This is a genomic window from Actinoallomurus acanthiterrae (assembly GCF_054775715.1).
In genome coordinates this window covers 2026574-2051135 of the sequence record NZ_BAAHCO010000001.1, presented here as the reverse complement: position 1 = coordinate 2051135, position 24562 = coordinate 2026574, and the positions used below count along the sequence as shown (strand labels likewise).

23 protein-coding genes, 1 pseudogene and 1 riboswitch are annotated in these 24562 nt (G+C 72.0%); of the genes and pseudogenes, 10 read left to right on the top strand and 14 right to left on the bottom strand.

Annotation, left to right across the window (positions count from 1 at the left end):
- Window positions 1–30: 30 nt before the first annotated feature.
- Together ACYVF7_RS10140 and ACYVF7_RS10135 are read right to left on the bottom strand one after the other, a co-directional pair.
- The gene (locus ACYVF7_RS10140) at window positions 31–813 is read right to left on the bottom strand and encodes an alpha/beta fold hydrolase (protein ID WP_460338190.1); all 783 of its coding nucleotides are present in this window, start codon (window positions 811–813) and stop codon (window positions 31–33) included.
- Between the two features lie 67 nt (window positions 814–880).
- A complete protein-coding gene (locus ACYVF7_RS10135) occupies window positions 881–1342 on the bottom strand; it encodes a cupin domain-containing protein (RefSeq protein ID WP_460338188.1) in 462 nt (153 codons plus the stop codon).
- A 112-nt stretch (window positions 1343–1454) separates the two neighbouring features.
- On the opposite strand from ACYVF7_RS10135, the gene ACYVF7_RS10130 reads away from it, so the two are divergent.
- Both ACYVF7_RS10130 and ACYVF7_RS10125 read left to right on the top strand, forming a co-directional pair.
- Window positions 1455–2060 (top strand): TetR/AcrR family transcriptional regulator, encoded by a 606-nt coding sequence (locus ACYVF7_RS10130; RefSeq protein WP_460338186.1) that lies wholly within the window; start codon window positions 1455–1457, stop codon window positions 2058–2060.
- A 128-nt stretch (window positions 2061–2188) separates the two neighbouring features.
- Complete coding sequence (locus tag ACYVF7_RS10125; RefSeq protein WP_460338184.1) at window positions 2189–3103, top strand: aldo/keto reductase; 915 nt, start codon at window positions 2189–2191, stop codon at window positions 3101–3103.
- Between the two features lie 36 nt (window positions 3104–3139).
- Here the strand turns inward: ACYVF7_RS10125 and ACYVF7_RS10120 are convergent, their stop codons facing one another.
- On the bottom strand, window positions 3140–3820 hold the full coding sequence (locus tag ACYVF7_RS10120) for a YcnI family copper-binding membrane protein (RefSeq protein ID WP_460338182.1): 681 nt from the start codon (window positions 3818–3820) through the stop codon (window positions 3140–3142).
- 160 nt (window positions 3821–3980) lie between these two features.
- Entirely contained in the window at window positions 3981–4628 is a 648-nt protein-coding gene (locus ACYVF7_RS10115) for a hypothetical protein (protein ID WP_460338180.1), read from the bottom strand.
- A 183-nt stretch (window positions 4629–4811) separates the two neighbouring features.
- Between ACYVF7_RS10115 and ACYVF7_RS10110 the strand changes: the two genes are divergently transcribed.
- A complete protein-coding gene (locus tag ACYVF7_RS10110; protein WP_460338178.1) occupies window positions 4812–5573 on the top strand; it encodes an IclR family transcriptional regulator in 762 nt (253 codons plus the stop codon).
- Window positions 5574–5663: 90 nt separating this feature from the next.
- Here ACYVF7_RS10110 and ACYVF7_RS10105 read toward each other — a convergent pair whose 3' ends face one another.
- Window positions 5664–7931 (bottom strand): ATP-binding protein, encoded by a 2268-nt coding sequence (locus ACYVF7_RS10105; RefSeq protein WP_460338177.1) that lies wholly within the window; start codon window positions 7929–7931, stop codon window positions 5664–5666.
- Between the two features lie 566 nt (window positions 7932–8497).
- Here ACYVF7_RS10105 and dhaL point away from each other — a divergent pair.
- The 4 genes from dhaL (at window position 8498) to ACYVF7_RS10085 (ending at window position 12057) form a co-directional block, all read left to right on the top strand.
- Entirely contained in the window at window positions 8498–9133 is a 636-nt protein-coding gene (gene dhaL, locus ACYVF7_RS10100) for a dihydroxyacetone kinase subunit DhaL (protein WP_460338176.1), read from the top strand.
- Window positions 9134–9169: 36 nt separating this feature from the next.
- Window positions 9170–9306: riboswitch (cyclic di-AMP (ydaO/yuaA leader) on the top strand.
- 11 nt (window positions 9307–9317) lie between these two features.
- Entirely contained in the window at window positions 9318–10022 is a 705-nt protein-coding gene (locus tag ACYVF7_RS10095) for a CHAP domain-containing protein (protein WP_460338174.1), read from the top strand.
- A gap of 80 nt (window positions 10023–10102) precedes the next feature.
- A complete protein-coding gene (locus ACYVF7_RS10090) occupies window positions 10103–10669 on the top strand; it encodes a phosphatase PAP2 family protein (RefSeq protein ID WP_460338172.1) in 567 nt (188 codons plus the stop codon).
- A complete protein-coding gene (locus tag ACYVF7_RS10085; protein WP_460338170.1) occupies window positions 10666–12057 on the top strand; it encodes an outer membrane protein assembly factor BamB family protein in 1392 nt (463 codons plus the stop codon). Before ACYVF7_RS10090 ends, ACYVF7_RS10085 begins: the two co-directional genes overlap by 4 nt.
- Before the next feature lie 397 nt (window positions 12058–12454).
- On the opposite strand, the gene ACYVF7_RS10080 is transcribed toward ACYVF7_RS10085, so the two are convergent.
- The gene (locus tag ACYVF7_RS10080) at window positions 12455–12838 is read right to left on the bottom strand and encodes an RNA-binding S4 domain-containing protein (protein WP_460338168.1); all 384 of its coding nucleotides are present in this window, start codon (window positions 12836–12838) and stop codon (window positions 12455–12457) included.
- Between the two features lie 110 nt (window positions 12839–12948).
- Between ACYVF7_RS10080 and ACYVF7_RS10075 the strand changes: the two are divergent.
- A pseudogene (locus ACYVF7_RS10075) lies at window positions 12949–13967 on the top strand (Ppx/GppA phosphatase family protein).
- 325 nt (window positions 13968–14292) lie between these two features.
- Complete coding sequence (locus ACYVF7_RS10070) at window positions 14293–14982, top strand: sodium:calcium antiporter (RefSeq protein WP_460338166.1); 690 nt, start codon at window positions 14293–14295, stop codon at window positions 14980–14982.
- Window positions 14983–14993: 11 nt separating this feature from the next.
- Here the strand turns inward: ACYVF7_RS10070 and ACYVF7_RS10065 are convergent, their stop codons facing one another.
- On the bottom strand, window positions 14994–15806 hold the full coding sequence (locus tag ACYVF7_RS10065; RefSeq protein ID WP_460338164.1) for an MBL fold metallo-hydrolase: 813 nt from the start codon (window positions 15804–15806) through the stop codon (window positions 14994–14996).
- Between the two features lie 146 nt (window positions 15807–15952).
- A complete protein-coding gene (locus tag ACYVF7_RS10060; protein ID WP_460338162.1) occupies window positions 15953–16408 on the bottom strand; it encodes a hypothetical protein in 456 nt (151 codons plus the stop codon).
- 113 nt (window positions 16409–16521) lie between these two features.
- Between ACYVF7_RS10060 and ACYVF7_RS10055 the strand changes: the two genes are divergently transcribed.
- A complete protein-coding gene (locus ACYVF7_RS10055; protein ID WP_460338160.1) occupies window positions 16522–16977 on the top strand; it encodes a hypothetical protein in 456 nt (151 codons plus the stop codon).
- Between the two features lie 56 nt (window positions 16978–17033).
- Here ACYVF7_RS10055 and ACYVF7_RS10050 read toward each other — a convergent pair whose 3' ends face one another.
- The 6 genes from ACYVF7_RS10050 to ACYVF7_RS10025 form a co-directional block, all read right to left on the bottom strand.
- Window positions 17034–18428, bottom strand: coding sequence for a hypothetical protein (locus tag ACYVF7_RS10050; RefSeq protein WP_460338158.1), 1395 nt, complete (start codon window positions 18426–18428; stop codon window positions 17034–17036).
- Between the two features lie 74 nt (window positions 18429–18502).
- Window positions 18503–19744 carry an MFS transporter gene (locus tag ACYVF7_RS10045; protein ID WP_460338155.1) on the bottom strand — a complete coding sequence of 414 codons (1242 nt, stop codon included), beginning with the start codon at window positions 19742–19744 and terminating at the stop codon, window positions 18503–18505.
- 56 nt (window positions 19745–19800) lie between these two features.
- On the bottom strand, window positions 19801–19980 hold the full coding sequence (locus tag ACYVF7_RS10040; protein WP_460338153.1) for an MGMT family protein: 180 nt from the start codon (window positions 19978–19980) through the stop codon (window positions 19801–19803).
- A gap of 137 nt (window positions 19981–20117) precedes the next feature.
- Window positions 20118–21575: an AlkA N-terminal domain-containing protein gene (locus ACYVF7_RS10035; protein WP_460338151.1), complete on the bottom strand. Its 1458-nt coding sequence runs from the start codon at window positions 21573–21575 to the stop codon at window positions 20118–20120.
- Between the two features lie 158 nt (window positions 21576–21733).
- The gene (gene mca, locus ACYVF7_RS10030; RefSeq protein WP_460338149.1) at window positions 21734–22663 is read right to left on the bottom strand and encodes a mycothiol conjugate amidase Mca; all 930 of its coding nucleotides are present in this window, start codon (window positions 22661–22663) and stop codon (window positions 21734–21736) included.
- Between the two features lie 322 nt (window positions 22664–22985).
- On the bottom strand, window positions 22986–24458 hold the full coding sequence (locus tag ACYVF7_RS10025; RefSeq protein WP_460338147.1) for an MDR family MFS transporter: 1473 nt from the start codon (window positions 24456–24458) through the stop codon (window positions 22986–22988).
- Between the last annotated feature and the right edge of the window lie 104 nt (window positions 24459–24562).

The following is a 24562-nucleotide window of genomic DNA, read 5'->3' as shown; positions in this document are numbered from 1 at the left end:
GGCCGGCGCTTCCGTGCTTCGACCGGCCGGTCAGGCCGACCGGTCGCCGATGAATCGGTCGACGATGGCCAGCAATGCCTCCGGGGTCTCGATCTGCGGGAGGTGCCCGGCGTCCGGCATGAGGTGGAAGGCGGCGCCGGGGATGGCGGCGGCGTACTCCTTGCCGTAGGCCGGTGTCGCGATCCGGTCCGCCTCGCCCCAGACGACGAGAGTGGGGACGGTGGTGCCGGCCAGGCGTTCTGCCAGGCTCGGGTCGGACATCGACCGGCCGCCGTAGGCCTGCAGGGCCGCCCGGTTGCCCGCGGTGACGGCCTTCTGCGCGTCGGTCAGCGCGTCGAGGTCGATCCGGTAGGCGTCCGGGTTCGCGTAGCTGAAGTCGGCGATCTGGTCGAACGTGAGGGAGAAGAAGTCGGCGACGGGGTGTTCGGCGCTTTCCAGACCGACGGCGTCGACCAGGATGAGCCGTTCGACGCGCTCGCTCGCGCACAGTGCGAGCTCCGCTGCGGCCCAGCCACCGATCGAGCTGCCGATGACGGTCACGCCTCGCAGGTCGAGATGGTCGAGCAGGTGGCCGTAGAGCTCGCCGAGTCGCCGGATCGAGTCGAGCCCGTCAGGGCGCGGGGTTCCGCCGAAGCCGGGATTGACGGGGGTCAGCACCCGTAGCGGGGAGCGCTCGGCCATGAGGTCGGCGAACCCGGCGACCGAGCTCGGGCCCGCACCGCCGTGCAGCAGCAGGACGGGGCGGCCCTGCCCGCGTTCGGGAACGGTGAGGGGGATGTCGCCGAAGGAGGTGGACAGCGTGTATGTGGCCATGGGCAGGTGAGTCTCCTGAAGAGAGTGGGATGAGGGCGGCGGCGCGGTCGGCGTCGCGGTGTGCTCGTCAGTCGGCGTAGTCGGTGGCCGGCTCGGTGTCGTACCGGCTCATGACCTTCACGGTCGCCTCCGGGGTCAGCGTCCCGCCCTGCTCGATCATTTCTCGAAGGTCGCGGAAGTACTGCACGTACAGGTCGGGAGTGAAGGTGTTCAGCAGCACCAGTGGCTCGTCGGTGGGGTTGGCGAAGGTGTGCGGAGCACCCGGCGGGATCATCGCGAGGGTGCCGGCCGGTGCGTCGTACGTCGTGGTGCCGACCGTGAACCGGGCGGTACCCGAGACGACGTAGAAGCCCTCGTCGTGCCGGCCGTGCCGATGCTGGGGCGGGCCGTCGGTGTGCGGAGCGACGGTGATCTCGCCGATTCCGAGGCGGTGCCCGGTGGTGCTGCCGTCCTCCAGGATCCGCATGGTGGTGGGTCCCAGCCGCACGACTTCGCCGCCATCGCGACCGACGATCGAAACCTTGGCCATGACGCCTCCTTCATGAGAGTTAACTCTCGTTACGGTACAAGCCACTCATCCTTCATGCAAGTACACTCTCATAAGGAGGCATACCCGCCACGACGAGAGAGGTCACCTGCCGATGGTCGACAGCAGCACCACGGGGCGCGCGAACCAGAAGGCCCGCACGCGCAAGGCCATCGTCGACGCCTGCCGCGAACTCACCCGCTCCGGCGCCGAGGTCACGATGCCGCAGGTCGCGCGGACCGCCCTGGTCTCCGAGGCCACCGCCTACCGCTACTTCCCCGACCTGGTCTCGCTTCTGCGGGAGTCCCTGGCGGGAGCGTGGCCAGAACCGGCGGAGGCCCTCGCGCCGGTCGCCGACTCGGCCGACCCTGCGGAGCGCGTCGCCTTCGCCTGTGAGTACCTGCTGCGCGGGGTCCACGCGTATCAGGGTGCAGTACGCGCGATGATCTCCCAGACGATCACGGCACCCGCGCACCCGACGGCCCGCCCCGGCGTCCGCTTCGGCCTGATCGACTACGCGCTGGCGCCCTTCGAGGACGCCGGTCTCACCCCTGCGGCGATGACCGACCTCAAACGAGGCCTCGCGATCGTCGTCAGCGCCGAGGCGCTGTTCACGCTGACCGACCTGTGCGGCCTTTCGGTCGACGACGCGATCGCGAGCGCGGTACGGACGGCGACCGCCCTCACGACCGCGGCGTTCACCGAGGCATCCGTCCACTGAGCCGCCCAGGCGGGTCGGTCCGGCGGCTTCCCGGCCAATCGGAGGGTCCTCCGGTTGTGCTAGCCTCGGCGTATCGGAGGCTCCTCCGAATCAGTGAGACTACGCCATCGACGGACGGGAGCGTTCTCATGAGCACAGCCGGAAGCACGCCGAAGGCCCCGGGAGGCAACGCCACGCTCGCGGGCCGCCGGGTCGCCCGGATCGGTTTCGGGGCGATGCATGTGGCGGGCGGACACGGCCGCCCGGCCCCCGATCCCGAGTCGGCCATCGCGATGGTGCGCTACGCCGTCGATGAGGGCGTCAACCACATCGACACCGCGCAGTTCTACGCCGCCGGCCGCTGCAACGAGCTGATCCGCGACGCCCTGGCGCCGTACCCCGAGGACCTGGTGCTGGTGAGCAAGGTCGGCGCGGAACACGACGATCAGGCCGGCCTCGTCCTGGCCCAGCGGCCCGAGCAGCTGCGCGCGGGCGTGGAGGCGAACCTCGCCACGCTGGGCGTCGAGCGGCTGGACGTGGTCAACCTGCGCCGCGCCGACGCTCCGCCCGGCATTCTGGCCGAAGGCGACCAGGTCGTCGACCTCGACAGCCAGCTCGCCGAGCTCATCGCCCTGCGGGACGAGGGCAAGATCGGCAGCATCGGACTGAGCAACGTCAGCGCCGAGCAGCTGCGCCACGCCTTGCCCGCCGGGATCGCCTGCGTGCAGAACGCCTACAGCCTCCTCGACCGTGTGAGCGGGCCGGTGCTGGACGTGTGCCGTGAGCACGACATCGCGTGGGTGCCGTTCTTCCCGCTCGGCTCGGCGTTTCCCAGCATTCCCAAGGTCACCGAGCATCCGGTGGTGATCGCGACCGCCGCGTCCCTCGGGGTGACGCCCGCCCAGATCGGCCTGGCGTGGCTGCTCGCGACCTACGCACACACGCTGCTCATCCCGGGCACCGTCGACCCTGCCCACATGAAGGAGAACATCGCGGCGGGCGACGTCCACCTCGACCGGGAGACCATCGACACCCTCGACGGCATCGCCTTGTCCGCCGGGTAAGGACCTACCCGGCGGACGCGGAAACGCGAACCCGCCTTACGCGCGGGACCGGCGCAGCGCGAAGACGGCGGTGCCCAAGGCGAGCAACCCGGCCACCAGACCGGCGGCCCCGAGCGCGGTACCCGTGCCGTCACCGCCGTTCTTCACGATCTTCGTCGGCTGCGGCGCGGTGGTCTTGGCCAGCGTGATCGACGGGGCCGGGTGTTCCGGTTCGGTGTTCCCGCTCGGCATTTCGATCCAGCGCACCACGTGGGTCTTGCCGCTGTGGTCCGTGTACGTCTGCAGCGCCTTGAAATACAGCTTCGCGGTGTCGGTGGGCAGCGGGCCCAGGGAGATGCCGAACTGCTGGAACTGCCCCGGCTCGATCCTCCCACCGGACCAGGTGATCTGGGTGACGGCCTCGGTCAGCTCACCGCCTTCGACCTTGATCGGTTTGGGCAGGCGGCCCTTGACCGACTCGACCGTCCAGCCGGGCACCGGCTGGACCGACACCGAGGCGATCGGGTGGTCGGTGGGCAGGAACAACTGCACCTTGGTCGTGTCGGCGTCGGCCTCCTCGTTGGGGACCTTGACGCCGAAGGTGGCGTAGCCGCCCGGCTCGGCGATCTTCGGGTTGACGGTGACGTGCGCGGCGGCGGGCAGGGCGAGCGCGACGACGGTGGCCGTGACGATGCCGGCGCCGGTCAGCAGGCGTCCGGTGGCGTGCGGGAAGGACATGATGCTCCTCGGGAGGACATGCGAACAGGGGAACGCGACCACGGCCTGTTCCCTCATCCCGCGGACATCGCGAACATCCCGGTCACCTCGTACGGGCGAGACCGGGTGAAGACGGCGCCACGACGCGTACGAGCGTCGCGGGCACCGTTGAGGACCGTGATCACATAAAGGTGAGAAGACCGCTGTCCCGAGGAGGGCCACGCCGTACGAGGACGTGGCGCAGGGCGGCCACGATCGGCCGCGCCTCGTCCGCACCCCGCCGGTCCGCCGTACCGCGCGGACGCCGGTCCACCACGGCGTCGGCGAGCACCAGCAGGGCGAACACCCGCAGCGCGGGATCGAGCAACGCCTCCGCGGCCACGCCCAGTGCGCGCCACAGCGCTCGTTCGCCGGCGTACAGCCAGAGCGCCACCAGCACTCCGGCGAGCGCGTGCGCGCCCGTCATGCCCAGGCCGTACGCGCCGCCGCCCTGGCTCGCCGTCCCGGTATTCACCACGTGATGAACGCCGCCGTGCATCGTCATGGCCGGTCTTCCCGGAGCCGTACCGGGATCCGGTGAGGTGCACCAGGTGAACCACAGGTGCAGGCAGGCCTGCGCGACCTCGACCGCGAGCAGGATCCACCAGGCCGGCCGCCGCCGGTCGGCCAGGCAGTAACCGACCGCGGTCAGTCCCGCCAGTGCCGCCCAGCCAGCCCAGGCCGGTGCCGGACGCGAGGCCATCAGGTCGTGCCCGGCCAGGGACAGCACGACGCACACCGCGGCGAAAACCCCGGCGCGCAGCAGGCGGAACCACCCAGGCGGACGCATGACCTCACCAACAACTACAACGCGTAGTACACGGACCCTACACCCCGCGCCGATCAACCCGCCGACCTGCTTTTCCGCATGCGACGCGAGGAGAGCCCGCCATCGCGGGCGGCGGAACGATAATCTGGTTCGCGGAACCTGGTTCGCCGATGACGAAAGCACGGACGGGCAATGATCCAGTCAGTGCAACGCGCCGCTCAGATCCTGCGCGAGCTCGCGGCCACCGGCCCCAGGCTGGGCGTGACGGAGCTCGCGGAGCGGATCGGGGTCGCCAAGCCGACCGCCCATGCGCTGCTCCGCACGCTGGAGACCGAAGGGCTGGTCGTGCAGGACCCCGAGTCCAGCAAGTACGCCCTGGGTCCCGGGCTGGTGCGGCTGGGCAACGCCTATCTCGACGGTCACGAGCTGCGCACCCGGTCCATGGTCTGGGCCGACGCGCTGGCGACGCGGGTGAACGAGGCGATCTGGGTCGGGGTGCTGACCGGCGATCATGTGCTGGTGGTCCATCACGTCTTCCGGCCCGAGGGAGCGGTCCAGATCCTGGAGGTCGGCGCCACGATCCCCTGGAACACCTGCGCGCTGGGCAAGGCGATCGTGGCGTTCGGGCCCGAGGCCACGGAGACGGAGCTGCTCGGCGGTGAGCTGGGCGTGCTGACCGGCGCGAGTGTGAGCGACCCCGAGGTGCTCGCGGAGCAGTTGGCGGGCGCGCGGAGCGTCGGGTACACGATCGAGGATCAGGAGTCCGCCCTGGGCGACGCCGGCGTCGCGGCACCGGTGTTCGCCCGCTCCGGCGATGTCGCGGGCGCCATCGGCGTGGTGGGTCCGGTCGAGCGGCTGTTGTCCGAGTCCCGGCAGGAGGAGATCGCGGTGGCGGTGCGGGAGACCGGGCGCAATCTCTCGCGGGAGCTCGGAGCCACCCGCGGCCGTACCCGGCGTGCCGGCTGACCGGAGAACGCCTTTGCCGTACGGGCCTGCCTGAACGGCGTTCGTCAATGATGAATCGCCTTCCGGCTTTCCGGTGGACGGCCGGTGCGGTCAGCCGATGCCGTATTGCGCGGCCCACACGGCGGCGACCTGGGTTCGGGAGGTGAAACCCATCTTGTTCATGATGCGCCCGACATGGCCTTCGGCGGTGCGCGGGGCGATGACGAGGGCGCTGGCGATGTCCTTGTTGCTGAAGCCCCGCGCGACGAGCTCCGCGATCTCGCGTTCCCGGCGGGTGAGGGCGGCGGCGACGCCCGTTTCAGCCCGGCCCGCCGTTTTGGACGCGGTGGGCTCTTCGTCCCGGGCTCGGGCGATCGCCTGCTCGAGCGTGAGCCGTGCGCCGCGCGCGTGGGCCACGGCGAAGGCGTCCTGGCCGAGTGTTCGCTTGAGGCCGGTCTCGCAGTCGGTGTGCGCACGCGCCACCGGTCCGAGTGCGGGCAGCCACGCCCCGGCCGACCGCCAGAGGGAGTCTGCGGCGCCCAGCAGTTCGGCCGCGTATTCGTGCTGATCCTGATCGGCAGCGATCCAGCTCAGCGCTTCGACGCAGTACGCGAGGCCCAGGCTCTCCGAGGGGACACGCGGCGGACGCAGGGCCTGGCGGATCACGCCGGTCGCGGCCCGGGCGTCACCGCGTCGCCACAGGTCCACACCGGTGATCCACTGTGCTTCCCGGCGGGACCATCGGGCACCGGCCGACTCGCACATCTCCTCGGATTCCCGGCACAGGTCGGTGGCTCGGGCGTCGCCCATGAAGACGGCGGCCGTGGCCAGGTGCAGCAGCGCGGTCCACGCCCGCCCGTGGTCTCCCGCGGCGCGATAGTAGGCCAGCGCCCGGCGCAGGAGCGCGCAGGCGCGTGGGAAGTCCTCCTTCAGCACCGCCGCCAGACCGGTCAGGTGGACCACCCCGGCCAGCTGCGCCTGGTCGTCGAGCCGCTCGGCGAGGTCGCGGCACTCTTCCAGCAGCGGCGCCGCCGCCGGGAGGTCGCCGCGCCGCAGGCACAGCCAGGCGTCGGCCCACAACGTCCTGGCCCGTGCGGTACTGGGAGAAGGGTCTGCGGCGAGGGCCCGCTGCAGCAGGCGGTGGCCGTCGCCCAGCGAGGAGAACGACAGCGGATGGCTCCCCAACGCGGCGGCCATCTCCAGGGCGGTCCGCTCCTCGCCCGGCTCGTCCAGACAGGACTCCAGCGCGGCGACCCACTCGGCCTCTTCGCCGGCCATCCGATCGAGCCATTCGACCTGATGAGGGCCGAACCACTCGGCTCCGGCCTGCTCGGCGAGGTCCCGGTACCACTCGCGGTGCCGCCGCCGTACGGCCTGCTCCTCACCCGACTCGACCAGCCGGTCCTGCCCGTACCGGCGCAGTGCCGTCAGCAGCCGGTACCGCGTCCGGGAGCCGTCGGGCTCCCTGCCGAGGATCGACTTCTCCACCAGGCCGGCCGCCGCCTCCAGGACGGCGTCGGCGAGGATGCCGTCGTCACATACCTGTTCCGCCGTCTCCAGATCGCACGCGCCGGAGAAGACCGATAGCCGGGCCCACAGCGTCCGTTCCTCGGCCGAGCACAGGTCGTAGCTCCAGTCGATCAGCCCGCGCAACGACTTCTGGCGCGGACTCACGACCGGAGAGTCGCAGCGGAGGAGCCGGAAGAACTGGTCCAGCCGATCGACGATCTGCTCCACCGACAGGATCCGCAGCCGCAGCGCCGCGAACTCGATCGCGAGCGGGAGGCCGTCCAGCCGATGACAAAGCCTCGTCACCGCCGCGGCATTCTCGTCGCAGACGGCGAACTCCGGCACGACGGCCGACGCCCGCTCACCGAACAGGCGCACCGCCGCGTACCGCAGCACCGTGTCCGCCGACGCCGCATCGCTCTCCGGCACGGGAAGCGACGGCACTTCCAGGACGTGCTCCCCGTTGGCGCGGAGAAGTTGCCGGCTGGTCGCCAGGATCCGCACGTCGGTCGTCTGGCACAGGAGGTCCCCCACCAGGACCGCACACTCGTCGATCAGGTGCTCGCAGTTGTCCAGCACGAGCAGCATCCGTTTTCCGGCGAGACGCCGCGCCAACCCGGCCGGGTCCTCGACGTTCCGGAGGCCGAGTGTCTCCGCGACCATCCGTACGGGTGACTTCGGCGTCTCCGACGCGACCAGGTCGACCAGCCACACCCCGTCGGGGAACGCCCGCCGGGCGTCGGTCGCGGCGCTCAACGCCAAGCGGGTCTTGCCCACGCCGCCGACGCCGGTCAGCGTCACCAGACGGCCGGCGCCCAGGAGCCGCTTCACCTCCGCGAGTTCGCGCTCGCGGCCGATGAAACTCGTCATCTCCGTCGGCAGGTTCCCCACCGGCCGGCACGTTGCGGCTGTTCCCATTTCCTCTCCACGTCAGCAGATCACCCGATCTCCTCTGGCCGGAAAGGGCATATCCCTGATCGCCATCGATGAAATGGCCGCCGGCCTGCCGCCTGTCGTCGTTGCCGGGAGCAGGAGATCATCCGCTGCCGATCTTCCGCAGCGGCTCGACCGCCCCACCGGACATCGGGGGTGAGGGACGATCGGCAAGTTGTTATGAACATCAATCTAGAACTCTGAATTCGGTTCAGCAATAGCGAACGGCCCGCGGATTCCATCCGCGCTCAGCATGCGAGACAGACGCCGGGCCGCAACTCCCCTGCGCTCTTACGGGACCGTCGTCGGCCGAGATGTCGGGACGGCGGTCGGACTTCGGGGTCTGCGAACTCGGTTCAGCATCCATGAACCGGCTTCTGATCACAGGGTCGACGAGCGTCCCTGGGCTGCCGCTTCCGCGGTCACCTTCTTCGGTGCCGCCCGGCCATCCGGTTGCCGTGACCCTTAGCCTGGTCGGTAACGATGTCACCAGACTCACCGCCTTGGACAGCGAAATGGACATCGAGACGACCTTGGCGTGGGTGCAGGGGATCACCGCGGCGATATACCGCGATGCCGACTATCTCACCCGGCTGGACGCGGCCATCGGCGACGCCGATCATGGCGTCAACATGCAGCGCGGCTTCTCCGTCGTGCAAAGCACGCTCAATGGCAAAGAATTCGGCACGATAGGGGAAATTCTCACTAAAACCGGTACCGCGTTGGCGTCGAGCGTCGGCGGTGCGGCGGGCCCCCTGTACGGGATGGCGTTCCGCGCCATCGGCAGGCAACTCACCGAACCGAGCGTGACCGCCGAACAATTGCTCGAAGCGCTGCGGGCGGGCCTGGAAGCGGTGCAGAAACTGGGTGCCGCCCGCCCCGGGGACAAGACCATGATCGATGCCTTCGGTCCGGCGGTGGAAGCGTTCGAGAAGGCCGTGCGCGGCGGAGCCGCCCTCGGCGCGTCCGCCTCCGCCGCCGCGGACGCCGCGGAAGCGGGCATGCGCGCCACCATCCCCATGATCGCCCGCAAGGGCCGCGCCTCCTACCTCGGGCCCCGCAGCCAAGGCCACCAGGACCCCGGCGCCACCTCGACCGCACTCATCTTCCGCGCGCTCGCCGAAGCGGTGGCGCCCTGACGCGTGACTTACGCTGTTGTACGAGCCGCTCGCACGAGCGAGCGCCCGCTGAGTCCGCACCTCGCGGAGCCGGGGACCCACCAAGTCATCGGGGTGAATCGGCACATCGTGCCGTAGGGCAGCTTCCACGCCCGAACCCGTCAGCTAACCCGGTAAGCGGCATGGAAGCCGAAGGAGCACCCCTGTGTCCGCTCGACATCCCCCTCCGTCCGGGCTGAAGCGCGCGGCGCTCAAGGCCGCGATCGCCGGTATCACCATCGTCGGCGCCGCCGTGGCCACCGAGCTGTCCGTGAGTGCGGCCCCGTACTCCCGTATCCCCGCCTCCGCGGCGGCCGACCACAACCCGGTCCCGGACCTGGACACCGTGCTCAGGCACATGATCGTGCTGAAGGGTCACCTCCAGACGGCGTCCGCCACCGACGTGCTGAAGGTCGCGCTCTCGCAGGTCGGCACGACGGCGGACGCCGCCGGGGGCACGAAGTTCAACCAGTGGTTCATGTCCACCCCGGCCGCCCAGACGGGCGCCCAGCGGTACGGCGGGAAGATCAGCGACTACGCCGACGCCAGTTGGTGCGACATGTTCGTCTCCTGGGTCGGCGCGCGGGCCGGCGCGCCGGGCATCGGAGTCGACGCGTTCACGCACACCCACGCCCAGTGGTTCCAGCAACGGGGCCGGTGGGGCGCCGCCCCGAGACCCGGCGCCGTCGTCTTCTTCTCCTTCTCGGGCGACAAGACCGTCGACGGCATCGAACACGTCGGTCTCGTGGTCAAGGACGATCACGACGGGACGATCGAGACCGTCGAGGGCAACACCGACGAGGCCGTCAAGATTCGCGTCCGCCCCGTCTCCGAGGTCGTCGGGTACGGCTACCCGGACTACCTCCGGTGACCCCGTCCCGGTAGTCGGCGCGTACTCCGGGTAAGCCCCACCTCATTACCTGGTGGAGGCCGAGCGATGGGAGGACCGGAGTGCGGTGGTGGCGCCGGGCCGACGAGCGCCTGCTGCGGATGGTGACATCCGCCGGCGGCGGAGTCCTGGACGAGGTCATGCCGCGGGCCTCGCGGGCCGCGGATCAACTGCTGATCTGGTGGCTGATCGCGGCGCTGCTGGCGGCCGGTGGCGACCGGCGGTCGCGGCGGGCCGCGGGACGGGCGGTCGCGGCGATGACGGTGGCCGGAGTGGCCGCCAACGTGGCGCGCATGTGGGTCTTCGACCGGCGCCGCCCGCCGGCCTCGTCGCACCGGCGGCCGGGGCGGGTTCCCGACAGTCCCGGTTTCCCTTCGGGGCACAGCGCGGCCGCGGCGGCGTTCGGCACCACGCTGATGTGCGAGGCGCCATGGCGCGTGGGTGTTCCGGTCGCGTGCCTGGCGGCGGTGGTCGCGTACTCGCGGCTCTACACCGGCGCGCACTATCCCGGCGACGTGGCCGCCGGCGCCGCGGCGGGCGCCGCGATCGCGCTCGGGATGCGCGTTATCCGCGACACGATGGCCGAACGCCCTCTGCGGACGACCGGCTGTGGTGAGAATGGGCCATGAGCAGGATCGCGTACGGTGTAGCGCTCATCGTCCTCACCGCCGCCGCGGCATGCGGCTCCGGCGACGAGTCGAGAGCGGACGCCCGTTCACCGTCGCCGAGCCGCATCGCCGGGAGCGCCTCGGCGCCGGCGCGTACGGCCGTGTCCTGGCCGACGTACCACGGGTCGAACGACCGCTCCGGGTACGCCGCCGGCTTCCCCGCACCACGTACGCTCGCGGACGCCTGGACCGCGCGGCTCGACGGCGCGGTGTACGGGCAGCCGGTCGTCGTCGGCGGCACCGCGTACGTCGGCACGGAGAACGACACCGTCTACGCGCTCGACCTGGCGACGGGGCGGCAGGTCTGGAAGCGGCACCTGGGCACGCCCGTGCGGCAGTCGACGCTGCCCTGCGGGAACATCGACCCGCTCGGGATCACGGGGACGCCGGCGTACGACGCCACGACGCGCACCGTGTTCGTCGCGACCGAGACCACCGGCGCGCAGCACACCCTGGTGGCGCTGAACGCCGCCGACGGCGGCGTGCGGTTCACGCGCGGCCTCGACGTCGCGGCCGGCCGCGACCGTACGGCGGAACAGCAGCGCGGCGCCCTCGCGGTCGCCGGCGGCCGGGTGTACGTGCCGTTCGGCGGCCTCGCCGGCGACTGCGGGAACTACCTCGGCTACGTCGCCGCGTCCCGGACCGACGGCCACGGCCCGGTCGCCTCGTACGCCGTTCCGACCAGCCGGATGGGCGGCATCTGGGCGCCGTCCGGCCCGGCCATCGGCGCGTCCGGCGACGTCTATGTCGCCGTGGGGAACGGCGCGAGCGTCGGCGGGGCCTACGACGGCAGCGACTCGGTGCTGCGGCTGTCCCCCGACCTGTCCCGCCGCCTGTCGTACTTCGCGCCGAAGAACTGGGGCTCGGAGAACAGCGAGGACCAGGATCTCGGCTCGACGGGCCCCCTTCTGCTCCCGGGCGGGCGGGTGCTCATCGCCGGCAAGACGGGCGACATCTACCTGCTCGACGCGCGCGACCTCGGGGGGATCGGCGGCCAGCGCGCCTCCCTGCCCGGCTGCGTCGCCTTCGGCGGGATGGCCCGGTCCGGCTTCTCCGCGTTCCTGCCCTGTGAGAACGGCCTGCAGCGCGTCGATGTCTCCTCCGGTGGCGACCTGCGCCGGGTCTGGACCGCGCGAGCCGCCATCAAGGGATCGCCGGTCGTCGGCGGCGGCGCGGTGTGGACCCTCGACACCGAAGCGGGCGTGCTGCACGCCCTGTCCCAGTCCGACGGGAGCTCCATCGCCTCCCGGCGCGTCGGCACGGTGACCCGCTTCGCCTCCCCGACCCTCGCCGGGTCGCTCGTCCTCGTCCCCACGACGCAGGGGGTCACCGCCATCGGCGTCCGCTGACACGGGCCGACGGCCAAACGGCGTGCTCTGGTGCAGGGCGACTCCGGGGTCCGCTGGCCCAGGCCCGACGGACCGACCCCGCCCACTCACGCAAGCCGACGGGCCGACGGGCCGACGAAGTGCGCCGGCACCGGCCGACGGCGTCCACCAACGCGGGTCGATCGCCCCCAAGGTCCGCTGACGCGGGCCCGACGGGGTGCGCCGGCACCGGCCGAGACGTGCACCAACGCGGGTCGATCGCCCCCAAGGTCCGCTGACGCGGGCCCGACGGGGTGCGCCGGCACCGGCCGAGACGTGCACCAACGCGGGTCGACTCGCCCTCAAGGTCCGCTGACGCGGGTCCGACGGGCCGACCGCGGGCACTCACGCGGGCGACGGCGCCGGTCGGCGGGCGTGGTCAGCCCTGGCGGCGGCCGAGGAGTCGCTCGATCTCTCGGCGGTCGCGCTTGGTGGGCCGCCCGGCGCCGCGCTCGCGCCGGGCGATCGGGACCAGGGCCGCGCGCGGGGGCGGCGGCGGGCTGTGGTCGGTGTAGCACTCGACGGCGACGGGCGCGCCGACCCGCTTGCGTACGACGCGCCGCACCTCGACGATCCGCTCCCGTCCGGCGAGGCGAACCCGCACGCGGTCACCGGGCCGTACGGCGGCGGCCGGCTTGACGCGCTCGTCGTTGACCCGGACGTGACCGGCCCGGCAGGCGGCCGTGGCCAGCGAGCGGGTCTTCACCAGCCGTACCGACCAGATCCACACATCGACCCGTACGGTCTCCTGATCCGCCGCCATGGGACAGACCCTACCCGGACCGGCGGGAGCGCTGCCGAAAGCGTCGTTTCGGCACCGCGCTAACCGGGCATCATGCATTACTTGCCGTTGACCCGGGTAGTCAGGCGGACATGCGCACCGCCATCTTGGACGTCGGGTCCAATGCCGCCCATCTGAAGGTCGTGGATCTGGTCGCGGGCGGTCCGATCCGGACGGTGGTGTCCGCCAAGGAGCCGACCCGCCTGGCCGGGGCGACCACGGCCGGTGGCCGGATCGGCCACGCGGCGGTCGACCGGGTGGTGGCATCGGTGGCCGCGACGGCACACGAGGCCGCGCGCATCGGCGCCGTCGAGTTGATCCCTTTCGTGACGTCCGCGATCCGCGACGCCGCCAACCGGGAGGAGATCCTCGGGCGCGTCGCCGCCGAGACCGGCGTCGAGCTGGGGTTCCTGTCCGGTGAGGACGAGGCGCGGCTGACGTTCGTGGGCGTGCGCGCGTGGTACGGCTGGTCGGTCGGGCCGATCGTGCTGGCGGACATCGGCGGCGGCTCCATGGAGATCGCCACCGGGGACGGCGCCGAGGCAGACGCCGCGCTGTCGATGCCGCTGGGCGCCGGCTCACGCGGGACCACCTGCCCTGCGATCCTCCGCGCGGCAAGCACGTCGAGCGGCTCCGCGCGCACGTCGCGGACCGGCTGGCCGCCTACGGCGTCGACCGGCTGACCGACGGGTCGTCCGGCCATCACGCGGTCGCCACCTCGAAGATCTTCACTCAACTCGCCAGGCTCTCCGGCGGGGCGAAGGCGGACGGCCGCCAGGTGCTGGAGCGGACGGCGCTTCGCCGCCGGATCCCCCGCCTGGCCGGTCTGACGAGCGAAGAATGCGCGCGGCTCCGGGGCGTCTCGCGGTCCCGCGCCCGCCACATCCTCGCCGGCGCCATCGTCGCCGACGAGATCATGAGCGCGCTCGGCCTGAGCCGTCTGGACGTCTGTCCCTGGGCGTTGCGCGAGGGCATCGCGCTGCGGAGGCTGCGCCGGCTCGAGGGCGGGCTCGATCGGCCGGACGACATCGCGCATCTCGTACGGCCGCTCTGCGCCGACAGGCCGCGCCTGCGCTTTGTCGAGGACACCGGCGCCTGCCAGGCGATCTGACCGGCCACGGCCGGTACGGCCCGCAGCGTGACCGACCCGGACGGGCCGATCCGGACGGGCCGATCCGTCAACCTCGGCCGTGAGGCCGTCGGCGCGGGCGGTGACAGGACGAGGGCCCTGCCGGGGCGTCGCCCGGCAGGGCCCTCGATGTGTGTACCGGTGTGCGGGTCGCCTCGCGGCGAAGGCACAACGCGGCTCCAGCCGAACGGTATTCCGCGAAGGCGATAGATGAGGCCCGGGGACACCAGGCACACCGGCCACGAGAGGTGTAACCGCTCCCTCGGTCCCGTTTGTTCCCGTCGGCCCCCACGAATTTCGCCCGGCGGTGCGGAGGCCGCCGCTCCCCGGCGACCTGGACCTCGCCCGGTTCGCGCCCGCGTCCGTCCTGATCACCGTCGTCTGGCTGGCCGGGCTCCTGCTGCTCAAGCGGGCGGGCGAGGGACTGCCCTGGAATGAGGACGGTGACGCCCCCGACACCCAGCCCGACCCCAAAGGGCATTCCAAGACCAAGAAGGAGGCGCAGGCGACGTCGTCGGGGATCAGTACGGGGCGCGCGGCGCTGGTGTTCGGCGTCGCCGCGCTCGCCACGTTGGTCGCCGGCGTCGTCATCGAGCGCAGTGGCGACGAGTTCTTCGGCCGGCTCGGTATGAGCGGGGTGGTGTTCGGCGCCACCGTCCTGGCGGCGGCCACCTCGCTCCCGGAGCTCAGCACCGGCCTGACCTCCACCCGGATGGGCGACTACCAGCTGGCGATCAGCGACATCTTCGGCGGCAACGCGTTCCTGCCCGTGCTGTTCCTGGCCGCGTCGCTGATCTCCGGCCGGCCGGTGCTGCCCGCCGCGCACCGGTCCGACATCTACCTCACCGCGCTCGGCGCCCTGCTCACCCTCGTCTACATGGCGGGGCTCATCTTCCGGCCCCGGCGGCAACGGCTGGGAATGGGCGTGGACAGCCGTACGGTCCTGGCCCTGTACGCCCTGGGCGTCGTGGGCCTGATCGCGATCGGCAGCGGCTGATCCCAAGGGCCTCACAGGGCGATGACCGTTCCGCGCTGTACGACCCGCACCTTGTCGTCCAGGCCGCGCCGGCGCGCCTCGGCGTCGAACTCCGCCAGCGGCGACGTGAACGCCGTGTAGTCGTTGTGGTGGATCGGGACCACCCGGCGGCAGCCCACCAGCTCGACCCAGTCGGCACCCTGTCGGCCGTCCATGGTGACCAGGAGGGCGCCGAGCACCTTGGTGCCACCGAGGTGGACGATCCCGAGGTCGATGTCCGGGTACCGGCGCGGGATCTCGGCCAGTTCGTCGTACATGAGGGTGTCGCCGCTGATGTACACGCGAAGGTCGACCTGACCGCCACGGGAGCCGAACTCCACGACGCTGCCCATCACCGGGGGCAGCAGCCGCCGGAGGATCCCCGGCGCGTGCCGTCCGGGGGCCGCGGTGATCCGTACGACCCGGTCGCCCTTGACGAGCTCGTGCTGTTCCCAGGTGCGCAGCCCACGGGCCTCGCCGAAGCCCTGTGGTCTCAGCCACCGAGCGGCATGGCGGGTGGTGACGACCGGCAGGTCCTTGTCGAGGTTCCGTCGCGCCACCCGGTCCCAGTGATCGCCGTGCAGGTGGGACAGGACGACGGCGTCCAGCGACGGCAGCCGGTCGATCGAGATCGCCGGATCCAGCAACCGCCGCGTCGTGAGGCCGTAGCCCAGATGGACCCGCTGCCCGCGGCGCACGAAGTTCGGGTCGGTCAGCAGGGTGAACCCGCCGTACCGGATCACGGTGGTGGCGTTCCCGACGAAGAACAGTCCGCCGGACTTCGGAATCAGGTCCTCTTCGGTCATCGCGGCTCCCCCGAGGCAGGACGTACGCCCAGGCCCGGGTCGGTCGCCCCGCCCGGCCGAGCACCGACCGTACGCAGCCGTGCTTCTTGCTCCTGACCAGGTCGTACCCCTCGGACACCCGGGTTTCTTCTCACGCACCGCGTCGATCAACCGCGGAGCCGTTCGTAGGCGACCGCCGTGACGACCCCGTACGCCAGGTGCGGCACCGCGCCCGAGATCCACCCGGCGGTGCCCCACGTACGCGGGTCGGTGATCCCCAGGACGGTGGCCGGGGCGTCGCTCGCCATGGCCGCAGCGACGCCGAGCCCGAGGACGGCGGGCGGTTCCGGCACCCGGACCCGAGAGCGGAGCAGGCCGTACGCCGCGCCGACCCCGATGCCCACGCCGAACCCCAGGAGGGCGCCCAGGGCCTGGCGGCGGTTGTCGGCCTTCTCGTCCTCCCCCAGCGGCACTCCCGCCCGGCCGGTGACCGTATCGACCAGCTGTTCCGGGACCTGGCTGCCGGACCTGCCCCGCAGGGCCATGTCGGCGTACGTCACCGCGTTGAGCGCGGTGGTCCCCGCCGCGCCCGCCAATGCCCCGGAGAGCAGACCGTTCTGCATGTCGCTCGCCTCCCCCGGTCGGTGTTGTGCGAATGCCCCTTTCCCGGGAAAGGCGAGATATGCCGGTCTACCCGAATGCCTTACCCAGCCGGGGGTAGGGCGGGACCGTGACGATGACCGACGTGCAGCTCTCGCGCAGCGACTTGGGGTGCCCGGGCATCCGGCGAATCCGCTGCGGGCGAGGGTTCCGGTACGTCGATCCAGATGGGAAGCCGATCCGCGGCGCCGAGACCCTCACGCGCCTCAGGGCCCTCGTCATCCCGCCGGCCTGGGACACCACCGTACTGGCCGCGGTCGGCCTGGCGGTCTCGGAACCGGCCGCGGCCGCCGACGGAACCCGCAAGCGGGCCGTCGCCCGTGTGGTGCGCGAGGTCGCCGACTATCTCGGCAACACGCCCGCCGTCGCCCGCGCGTCCTACATCGACCCGCGGGTGATCGAACTGTACGAGCGCGGCATCACGATCGCGCCCGCGCTCGGCCGGCTGGGCGAGAACCGTGCCTTCGGCGACCTCGCCACCCGCGGCCCCGCCGAGCGGGCGGTGCTGGAGCTGCTGACCGAGCACGGCTGACCCTCGCAGGGTCATGGCCCCGCCCGCGCCCTGGGAGCACGGGCGGGTCCCGCACGTCAGGGCAGGTCGGTACGCGGAGTGGCGAACACCATCCGGCCGCAGGTCTGGGACTGCGCGGCGCACTCGGTGCTGGACCATTCGGTCTGTCCCCAGACCAGGCCGGTCGCGTAGTTGTACGTCAGTCCCTCGGGATGCCAGGCCCAGCACTGGTGGGCCGTGCTGCCGGACAGACTGCACGAGGCCGCGCCGCCGCCCGACGTCGTCTGCCGCCAGATCCCGCCGCGGGCATCCAGCCAGCTGTGCGAGACGTACCAGACCCCGCCGTAGGACAGGACTCCCTGGACGTCGCCGACGTAGCTCCGGTAGGAATCGGTGACCGGGACGGTCCCCGATGTGGCGCTGAGCAGGTAGCCGCTGCCGAGGGGGTATCGCAGCAGGCGTCCGTGCAGGTTCGGGGTGTCGTGGCCGAAGTACTCCCCGGCGACCAGCGTGTCGGGGCTCGTGCTGCGGTCGAGGGAGATCGAGGAGAGGCAGGCCGTGGTCGTGTCGTTCGTGAAGGCACGGGTGCCGTTGCCGACCCAGTCGGCCGCGCTGTTCCCGGCCGTGCCGTCGCCGTCGTTGTCGGCGACGGTGTACGACGGGTAGGTGCCGTCGGCGAACATCGTGCAGGTGCCGCCGGAGTAGGTGTAGTAGCCGATCTGCGGCATCACGTACTGGTAGCCGTAGGCGGCGTAGCCGCTGCTGGTCTTGCCGATCGCGGACGATGAGTCGGTGGCCCGCAGGATGTTCGCCATGCTGAAGACGCGGATGGCGGTCGAGGTGTTGCCGACCCCGGTCACGAACAGCTTGTCGCCGTACCAGACCATACCGCCGACGTGCGCCTTGGCGGCCGTGAAGTCGGTGCCCGCCGCGTTCGGCACCACGAGGTAGACCCATCGATAGGCGGGCGCGGCCGCGTTCGTGTAGTCGACGAACGCGATGCGGGCGTCGTTGTAGCGGCCGGAGATCAGGCTCTGCCAGCCCGAGAGGATCACCTTGTACGCGCCCCAGGCGCCATCGTCGTCGGCGTCGCCCGAGGTGGTGATGCCCTGGGGGTGCCAGCCGTCGGTGGTGTCGTCGCCGGTGTCCCAGCACAGGGCGGTGGTCGCCGCCGGGGCGACCGGGCGAGCGGCCGACTCGGCGGCGGAGCAGTTCGCGGAGGTGAGCGGATGGTTGACGCTCGCCATCACCGTGGCGAACGTCGTCTGGGTCCCCATGGTGGTCTGCAGGGCGTCGGCGGCGCTCGAGGTGTCGTGCCAGACGAGCGACTGGTGTTGGCCGCTCAGCGCGGTGAGCGGACTGGCGTAGGAGGTGCCGTCGGTCGCGCCGTCGTCGGGCGAGGCCACGGCCGATCTCATCGGAAGGAGTCCGGTCAGTGCGACGAGCAGGACGGTCAGGATGCGAGCGATCACATCCTCATCGAATCATGCGATCTTCTAGCTATCATTAGTGATTTTATGCAATGCATTGCTCGTGTGTTTGTTAACTAATCATCAGCGAGCGTTAGATTAAGGCTCTGCGATCCGTCGCCGCAGGCCTCCTCGGGCAGCAGCAGGAGCACCGCCGCGGGCAGGCCGGCGACGAGGGCCATCCCGACCGCCGCCGCGGTGATGTCCCCCCGCCCCAGCAGCGGCGTCACCAGCGCCGCGCCGAGCGGCGGCGTGGCCTGCATCAGCGTCCGGAGCGTGCCGAACACCCGGCCGCGCAGCCGCGCGGGCACGCGCTCCATCCGCAGCGACTGCGCCCACACGGTCATCGGCACGCCGCACAGCCCGACCAGCAGGAAGCCGGCCGCCACCGTGACCCGGTCGGGTACGGCGAGCACGGCGAGGAACCCGGTGGCCGCGGCGATCTGGGCCACCGCGATGGCCTTCACCCGGTCACGCCCCGGCCGCCAGGCCCCGGCGAGGACGCCGCCGAGGAGTTCGCCGGCCGACAGCGCCGCCAGCAGGAGCGCCAGCATTCCCGCCCCGCCCGGCAGCCGGTCCTTGGCCAGCCACGGCCCGGTCACCAGGACCAGGGCGCCTTCGGCCACGTTGAACGCCATGAAGGCGAGCGTGGTGGCCACCAGCACCCGGTCCCGTACCACCCAGGTCATGCGCGATCTCCCGATCGCCGCCTCGGCGTCGACGGGGTCCCGGTGCGGCCGCAGCGGACGCCGGACCGCGCGGGCCGCGACCGCGAACAGCAGGTACGACGCCGCGTCCAGGGCCAGGACGTTCGGGGCGCCCATCGTCGCGACCAGGGTTCCGGCGAGTGCGTATCCGACGATGCCGGAGACGGCGTAGCCGACCGACTCGAGCGCGTTCGCGGCGTCGAGCCCGGCCGGGTCCACCAGGTCGGGGATGGCGGCGGGCACGCCGGCCAAGGGCACCATCTTCAGCAGGCCGTACACGGCGGCCACGGCGAACGGCAGCCAGGAAGGCATCCGCCCGGCAGCGGCCGTGATCGGCACCGACGCCACGACGACGCCCCGGATGACGCTGTCGGCGGCCAGCACCATGCGCTTGTCGAAGCGGTCGAGCAACGGGCCCGCCACCAAGCCGCCCACGAAGACCGGGGCCGTGGCGCACACCGCGAGCAGCCCGAGCAGCCCGGTGCCGTACCGGTCGAGCACCAGCCAGGACAGGGCGACCAGGGTCATCCCGTCGCCGACGGTCGACAGGGACGCCCCGAGCCAGAGCCTGCGGAAGTCCCGCCCGGCCAGAACGGCCGCGTAGTCGCGCACGTACATCCTCCCGATCGCGCGTCCGAAATCACCTGTGCCGGAGACTCCCGGCTTCCCTACGGTCCGGTGCCGACCGCCCGGGCCGCGCGGGCACGCCCGACGTCGACGGCGATCGCGCCGTACGTGACAGTCCGGCCGTACGGGGTCGCGGCCGGCCGCCGCCAGACCCCGGTCCCTGTGAGGGCGATGGGCAGTCGAACGCGGTGAGCTCGCCGACGACGGCTTTCTCGGCTCATGGGTGCCGGCATCCCACGGCCCTCGCCCCGTTGAAGCGCACCCGGCTCATCGCGGCCGCCTCCGGGCTCCCACCCTGCAGAGGCTCGCCCAGCTCGTGGCCGCCCACGGCTTCCTCCCACCGAAGGCTTCCCCCGGCTCATCGCCGCCGGCCTCCGACGGGCTTCTGCGCCGCCGAGGCCGCCGACCACAGGTGCCGGGCGGCGTAGGAACGCCACGGTCGCCAGCGCCTCGCGGCCTCGTCCGCTCCGGTCTCCGGCGCGCCGAGCAGGTCGAGGGCCCGGCGGACGTCCGGATCGGCGGGAGGCAGAACGTCGGGGTCGCCGAGGCCGCGCGCCCGGATGTGGGCGGCCGTCCACGGATCGATGCCCGGAACCTCCCGGAGCAGGCGTTCGGTCTCTGCCCGGTCCGCGCCCGGGTCGAGGACGATCGCGCCGGTGGCCAGCCGCTCCGCCAGCCGCGCCACGACGCCGCCGAGACGGTCCGGCAGGACCGGGTCCGCCTCGGCGAGCGCGTCGGGGCCGGGGAAGACATGGGTCACGGCACCCACCGGCGTGGGCAGGGGACGCCCGACCCGCCGGACCAGGCGGGCGGCGAGATCCCGGGCCGCCGGCACTCCGGCGTGCCGTTCGAGGACGGTGCGGACGGCGAGTTCGGCGGCGCCGGTGTGGCCCGGCACGCGCCGGCCGGGTGCGGCGGCGACCAGCGGGGCCAGCAGCGGATCGGCGCCGAGGACGTCCGCCACCTCCCACGGGTCGGTGTCCAGGTCCAGGAGCCGGCGGCAGCGCGTGACCGCGGCGGACAGGTCCCGCAGGTCCTCCAGGCGCAGCTCGCAGCGTACGTGGAGCCCGTCGCCGCCGTCGCGCACGGTGACGACGCCGGTGCCCCGGGGAAGGTCGAGCGACCTACGGAAGAAGCCGTCACCGGCCTCCTCCACTCCGGGTACGGCCCGCTCGGCCAGCAGGCCGAACACCTCGGCGAGGTCCAGGGGCGGACGGTAGGCCAGGCGGAGGTCGATCGCGCCCGTCCCTCCTCCGGCGGCCCGCGCCGTCCGCAGACCCGTCGGGGTCGTCCCGTACGCCTGCCGCACCACGTGGTTGAACTGCCGGATCCCGCCGAACCCGGCGGCGAACGCCACGTCGCTGACCGGCAGGTCCGTGCGTTCGAGAAGGATCCGCGCCGTCTGCGCCCGCTGCGCCCGGGCGAGCGCCTGCGGCCCGGCGCCGACCTCGGCGACGAGCAGGCGATGCAGTTGGCGTTCGCTGTAGCCGAGCCGGGCGGCGAGCCCCGAGACCCCCTCCCGGTCGACCAGGCCGTCGGCGATCAGCCGCATGGCCCGGCCGGCCAGGTCGGCGCGGACGTTCCACTCCGGGGATCCGGGGGCGGCGTCCGGTCGGCAGCGCCTGCACGCCCGGAAGCCCGCCTGCTGCGCGGCGACCGCCGAGGGATAGAACCGGACGTTCTCCCGCTTCGGCATCACCGCGGGGCAGCTCGGCCGGCAGTAGACCCCGGTCGTCACCACGGCCACGAAGATCCGGCCGTCGAACCGGCGGTCCCGGCTGTGGAGCAGCGCGTACGCCTCCTCCTCATCGATCACGCCGTCAACTCTGGCGGTCTCCGGACCGGCCCGCCAGCGACGATCGGACGTCGACGTCCCGGCCCGACGTCGGCCACGGGCGATCCGTGGCCGGTGACTCGTCAGGGGGTACGTCAGACGCTCATCGCCGTTCTGATCAGGCCCACACCGCCCGCGGGTCACATCGTCGTGACGGCGGGCGCGGCCGGGCGGAGGTCGGCGAACAGGTCGTCTTCCGGGAGCCGGACCTCGACCAGGGAGCGGGCGAGGTGGTAGTCCTCGGTCGGCCAGATCTCGCGTTCGAGATCGCGGGGATGGGCGAAGAACGGGCCGTCCGGGTCGCTCTGCGTGGCGTGCGCGAGCAGCGCCCGGTCCCGTACGGCGAAGTATTCGTCGCAGGTCACACGAGTGGTGATCTCCAGTTTCGGCGCGGTGTCCGGCCACTCGTCCAGGACCACCCCCATTTCTGAGGCGATCCCCCGTGCGGTCATCGCGTCGTGCAGCGTCTGGAACCACCCGTGGGAGAACGCCGCCTGGTAGTACAGCTTGCGCGCCTGCCAGGGCGGGCCCTCCTCGGGGTACCGGCCCGGGTCGCCGGCCGCGTCGAACGCCGCCACGGTCACCTCGTGCGTCTTGATGTGGTCGGGGTGCGGGTAGCCGCCGGTCTCGTCATAAGTGATGACCAGGTGCGGCCGGAACTCCCGGATGAGGCGGACGAGCGGGCGTGCGGCGTCCTCGATCGCCTGCCGGGCGAAGCAGCCGTCGGGCAGGGGCTCGCCGTCCGCCGGCAGGCCGGAGTCGACGAAGCCGAGGAACCGCTGCCGTACGCCCAGCACCTTCCGGGCGGCGGCCATCTCGGCGCGCCGCAGCTCGGCGAGGTTCCGCCGTACCTCGGGCCGGTCCAGTCGCGGGTTGAGCACGTCGCCACGCTCCCCGCCGGTGCAGGTGGCGACGAGGACGTCGACGCCTTCGGCGGCGTAGCGCGCGAGCGTCGCGGCGCCCTTGCTGGACTCGTCGTCGGGATGGGCGTGCACGGTCAGCAGTCGGGGCGTCTCGTCCGGGGTGATGCGCAGGTTCACCTGTCTCCTCGAAGGTCGGCGGGCCCGCATCTGGTGCGGGCCCGCGGTCAGGGGGCGCGGCCGGTGGCCGCCGGGTTCACCGAGTGACGCGCATGTTCATGTGCGCTCCTTTCTTTGCGTCGGGTGATGGCGTGAGGCGCTCATCGGGTGACGCGCATGTTCACGTGCGCTCCTTTCTTTGCGTCGGGTGATGGCGTGAGGCGCTCATCGGGTGACGCGCATGTTCACGTGCGCTCCTTTCTTTGCGTCGGGTGATGGCGTGAGGCGCTCATCGGGTGACGCGCATGTTCACGTGCGCTCCTTTCTTTGCGTCGGGTGATGGCGTGAGGCGCTCATCGGGTGACGCGCATGTTCACGTGCGTTCCTCTCTGTCGGCAGGGGTACGGGGCTTGGCGGAGAAGAACAGGGCGGGGATGATCGACAGCGCCGTCAGGCCGAGGGCCCAGGCGAAGGTGTCGCCGTACGCCGCGGCGGGGTTCGCCGGGTGATGGGTGAGCCGGCTCTGCAGGATGAGGGCGAAGACGGCCGTGCCGATCGAGCCGCCGACGCGGTTGACGACGTTGAGGGCGCCGGCCGCGCGGGGCGCTTCGTGCCGTTCGACGCTGCCGTACACCGCCGCCATCCCCGGCGCCATGATCGTTCCGATCCCGACGCCGCGGACGAGCAGCGACAGGATGAGCAGCGGGCCGGCGGGGTCGCTCCCGAGCCGGGTGAACATCACGGTGCCGCTGAGGGCGAGGCCGATCCCGGCGAGGACGACGCCGCGCGGGCCGAGCCGGTCGGACAGCCGCCCGGCGAAGAACGACGCCAGAGCGGTGCCGAAGGCCTGCGGGGCCAGGAAGAACCCGGCCTCGATCGCGCTCGCGTGCCGGACCTGCTGGTCGTAGAGCGGTAGGAGGAGCATTGAGCTGTACAGGGACGCGCCGAGCAGGAAGGAGTTCGACGTGGCGGCGGCGAAGCCGCGCCGCGCGAACAGCCGCAGGTCGATGAGCGGGGTGACCCGGCGGCGCAGGGCGTGTGCCCCGTACGCCGTCAGCAGCGCCGCTCCGCCGGTGAGGGCGGCGGCGACGCGGCCGGCGCCGAAGCCGCCGGCGCCGCCGGCCGCCGCGAACCCGTAGACGAGGGCGGCCAGTCCTGGTGAGAGCAGGGCCAGGCCCAGCACGTCCAGCGGGGCGCGGGTGGCGGCGTGCGAAGCGCCCTTCGGCAGGACGCGCGCCGCCAGCAGCAGCGCGATCGCGCCGACCGGCAGGTTGACGTAGAACATCCAGCGCCAGTCGAGGTCGGCGACGATGAGGCCGCCGAGCACGGGCCCGATGACCGGCGCGAAGGACACCGGGATGATCAGGATGCTCATCACCCGGCCGATCCGGGACGGACCGGCCGCCTGGGCCATGATCGACTGTCCGATCGGCTGCATCATGCCTCCGCCGATGCCCTGGAGGATCCGGAAGGCGATCAGCGCGGACGTCGACCAGGCGAGGCCGCACAGCGCCGAGCCGGCGACGAAGAGCCCCACGGAGATCATCCACATCCTCGTGCCGCCGAAACGGTCGGTCATCCAGCCCGAGAGCGGCATCACCATCGAGATGGCCAGCAGGTATCCCGTGGACACCCACTGGACGGTCGAGAGCCCGCCGTGCAGGTCACGGGCGATCGCGTCGATGCCGACGTTCACGATCGTCGCGTCGAGCCCGGCGAGGATCGCCCCGAGGGTCAGGACGGCGCCCATGCGCAGCAACGCCGGGTCGAGCGGCTCCGGGCGGGCGGCCCGCGTCTCCGCCGCCGTTGTCTTCGTGCCGGTCACCGGCGCGCGCTGGATCAGCATGCATCCCCTCCAAAGGGCGATTCACTATGTCGGACCTAACGTTAGGCACGACCGATCAATAGGTCAAGCCTAAAATTAGGTCGAGCACACTCAAGCGCTTAGGA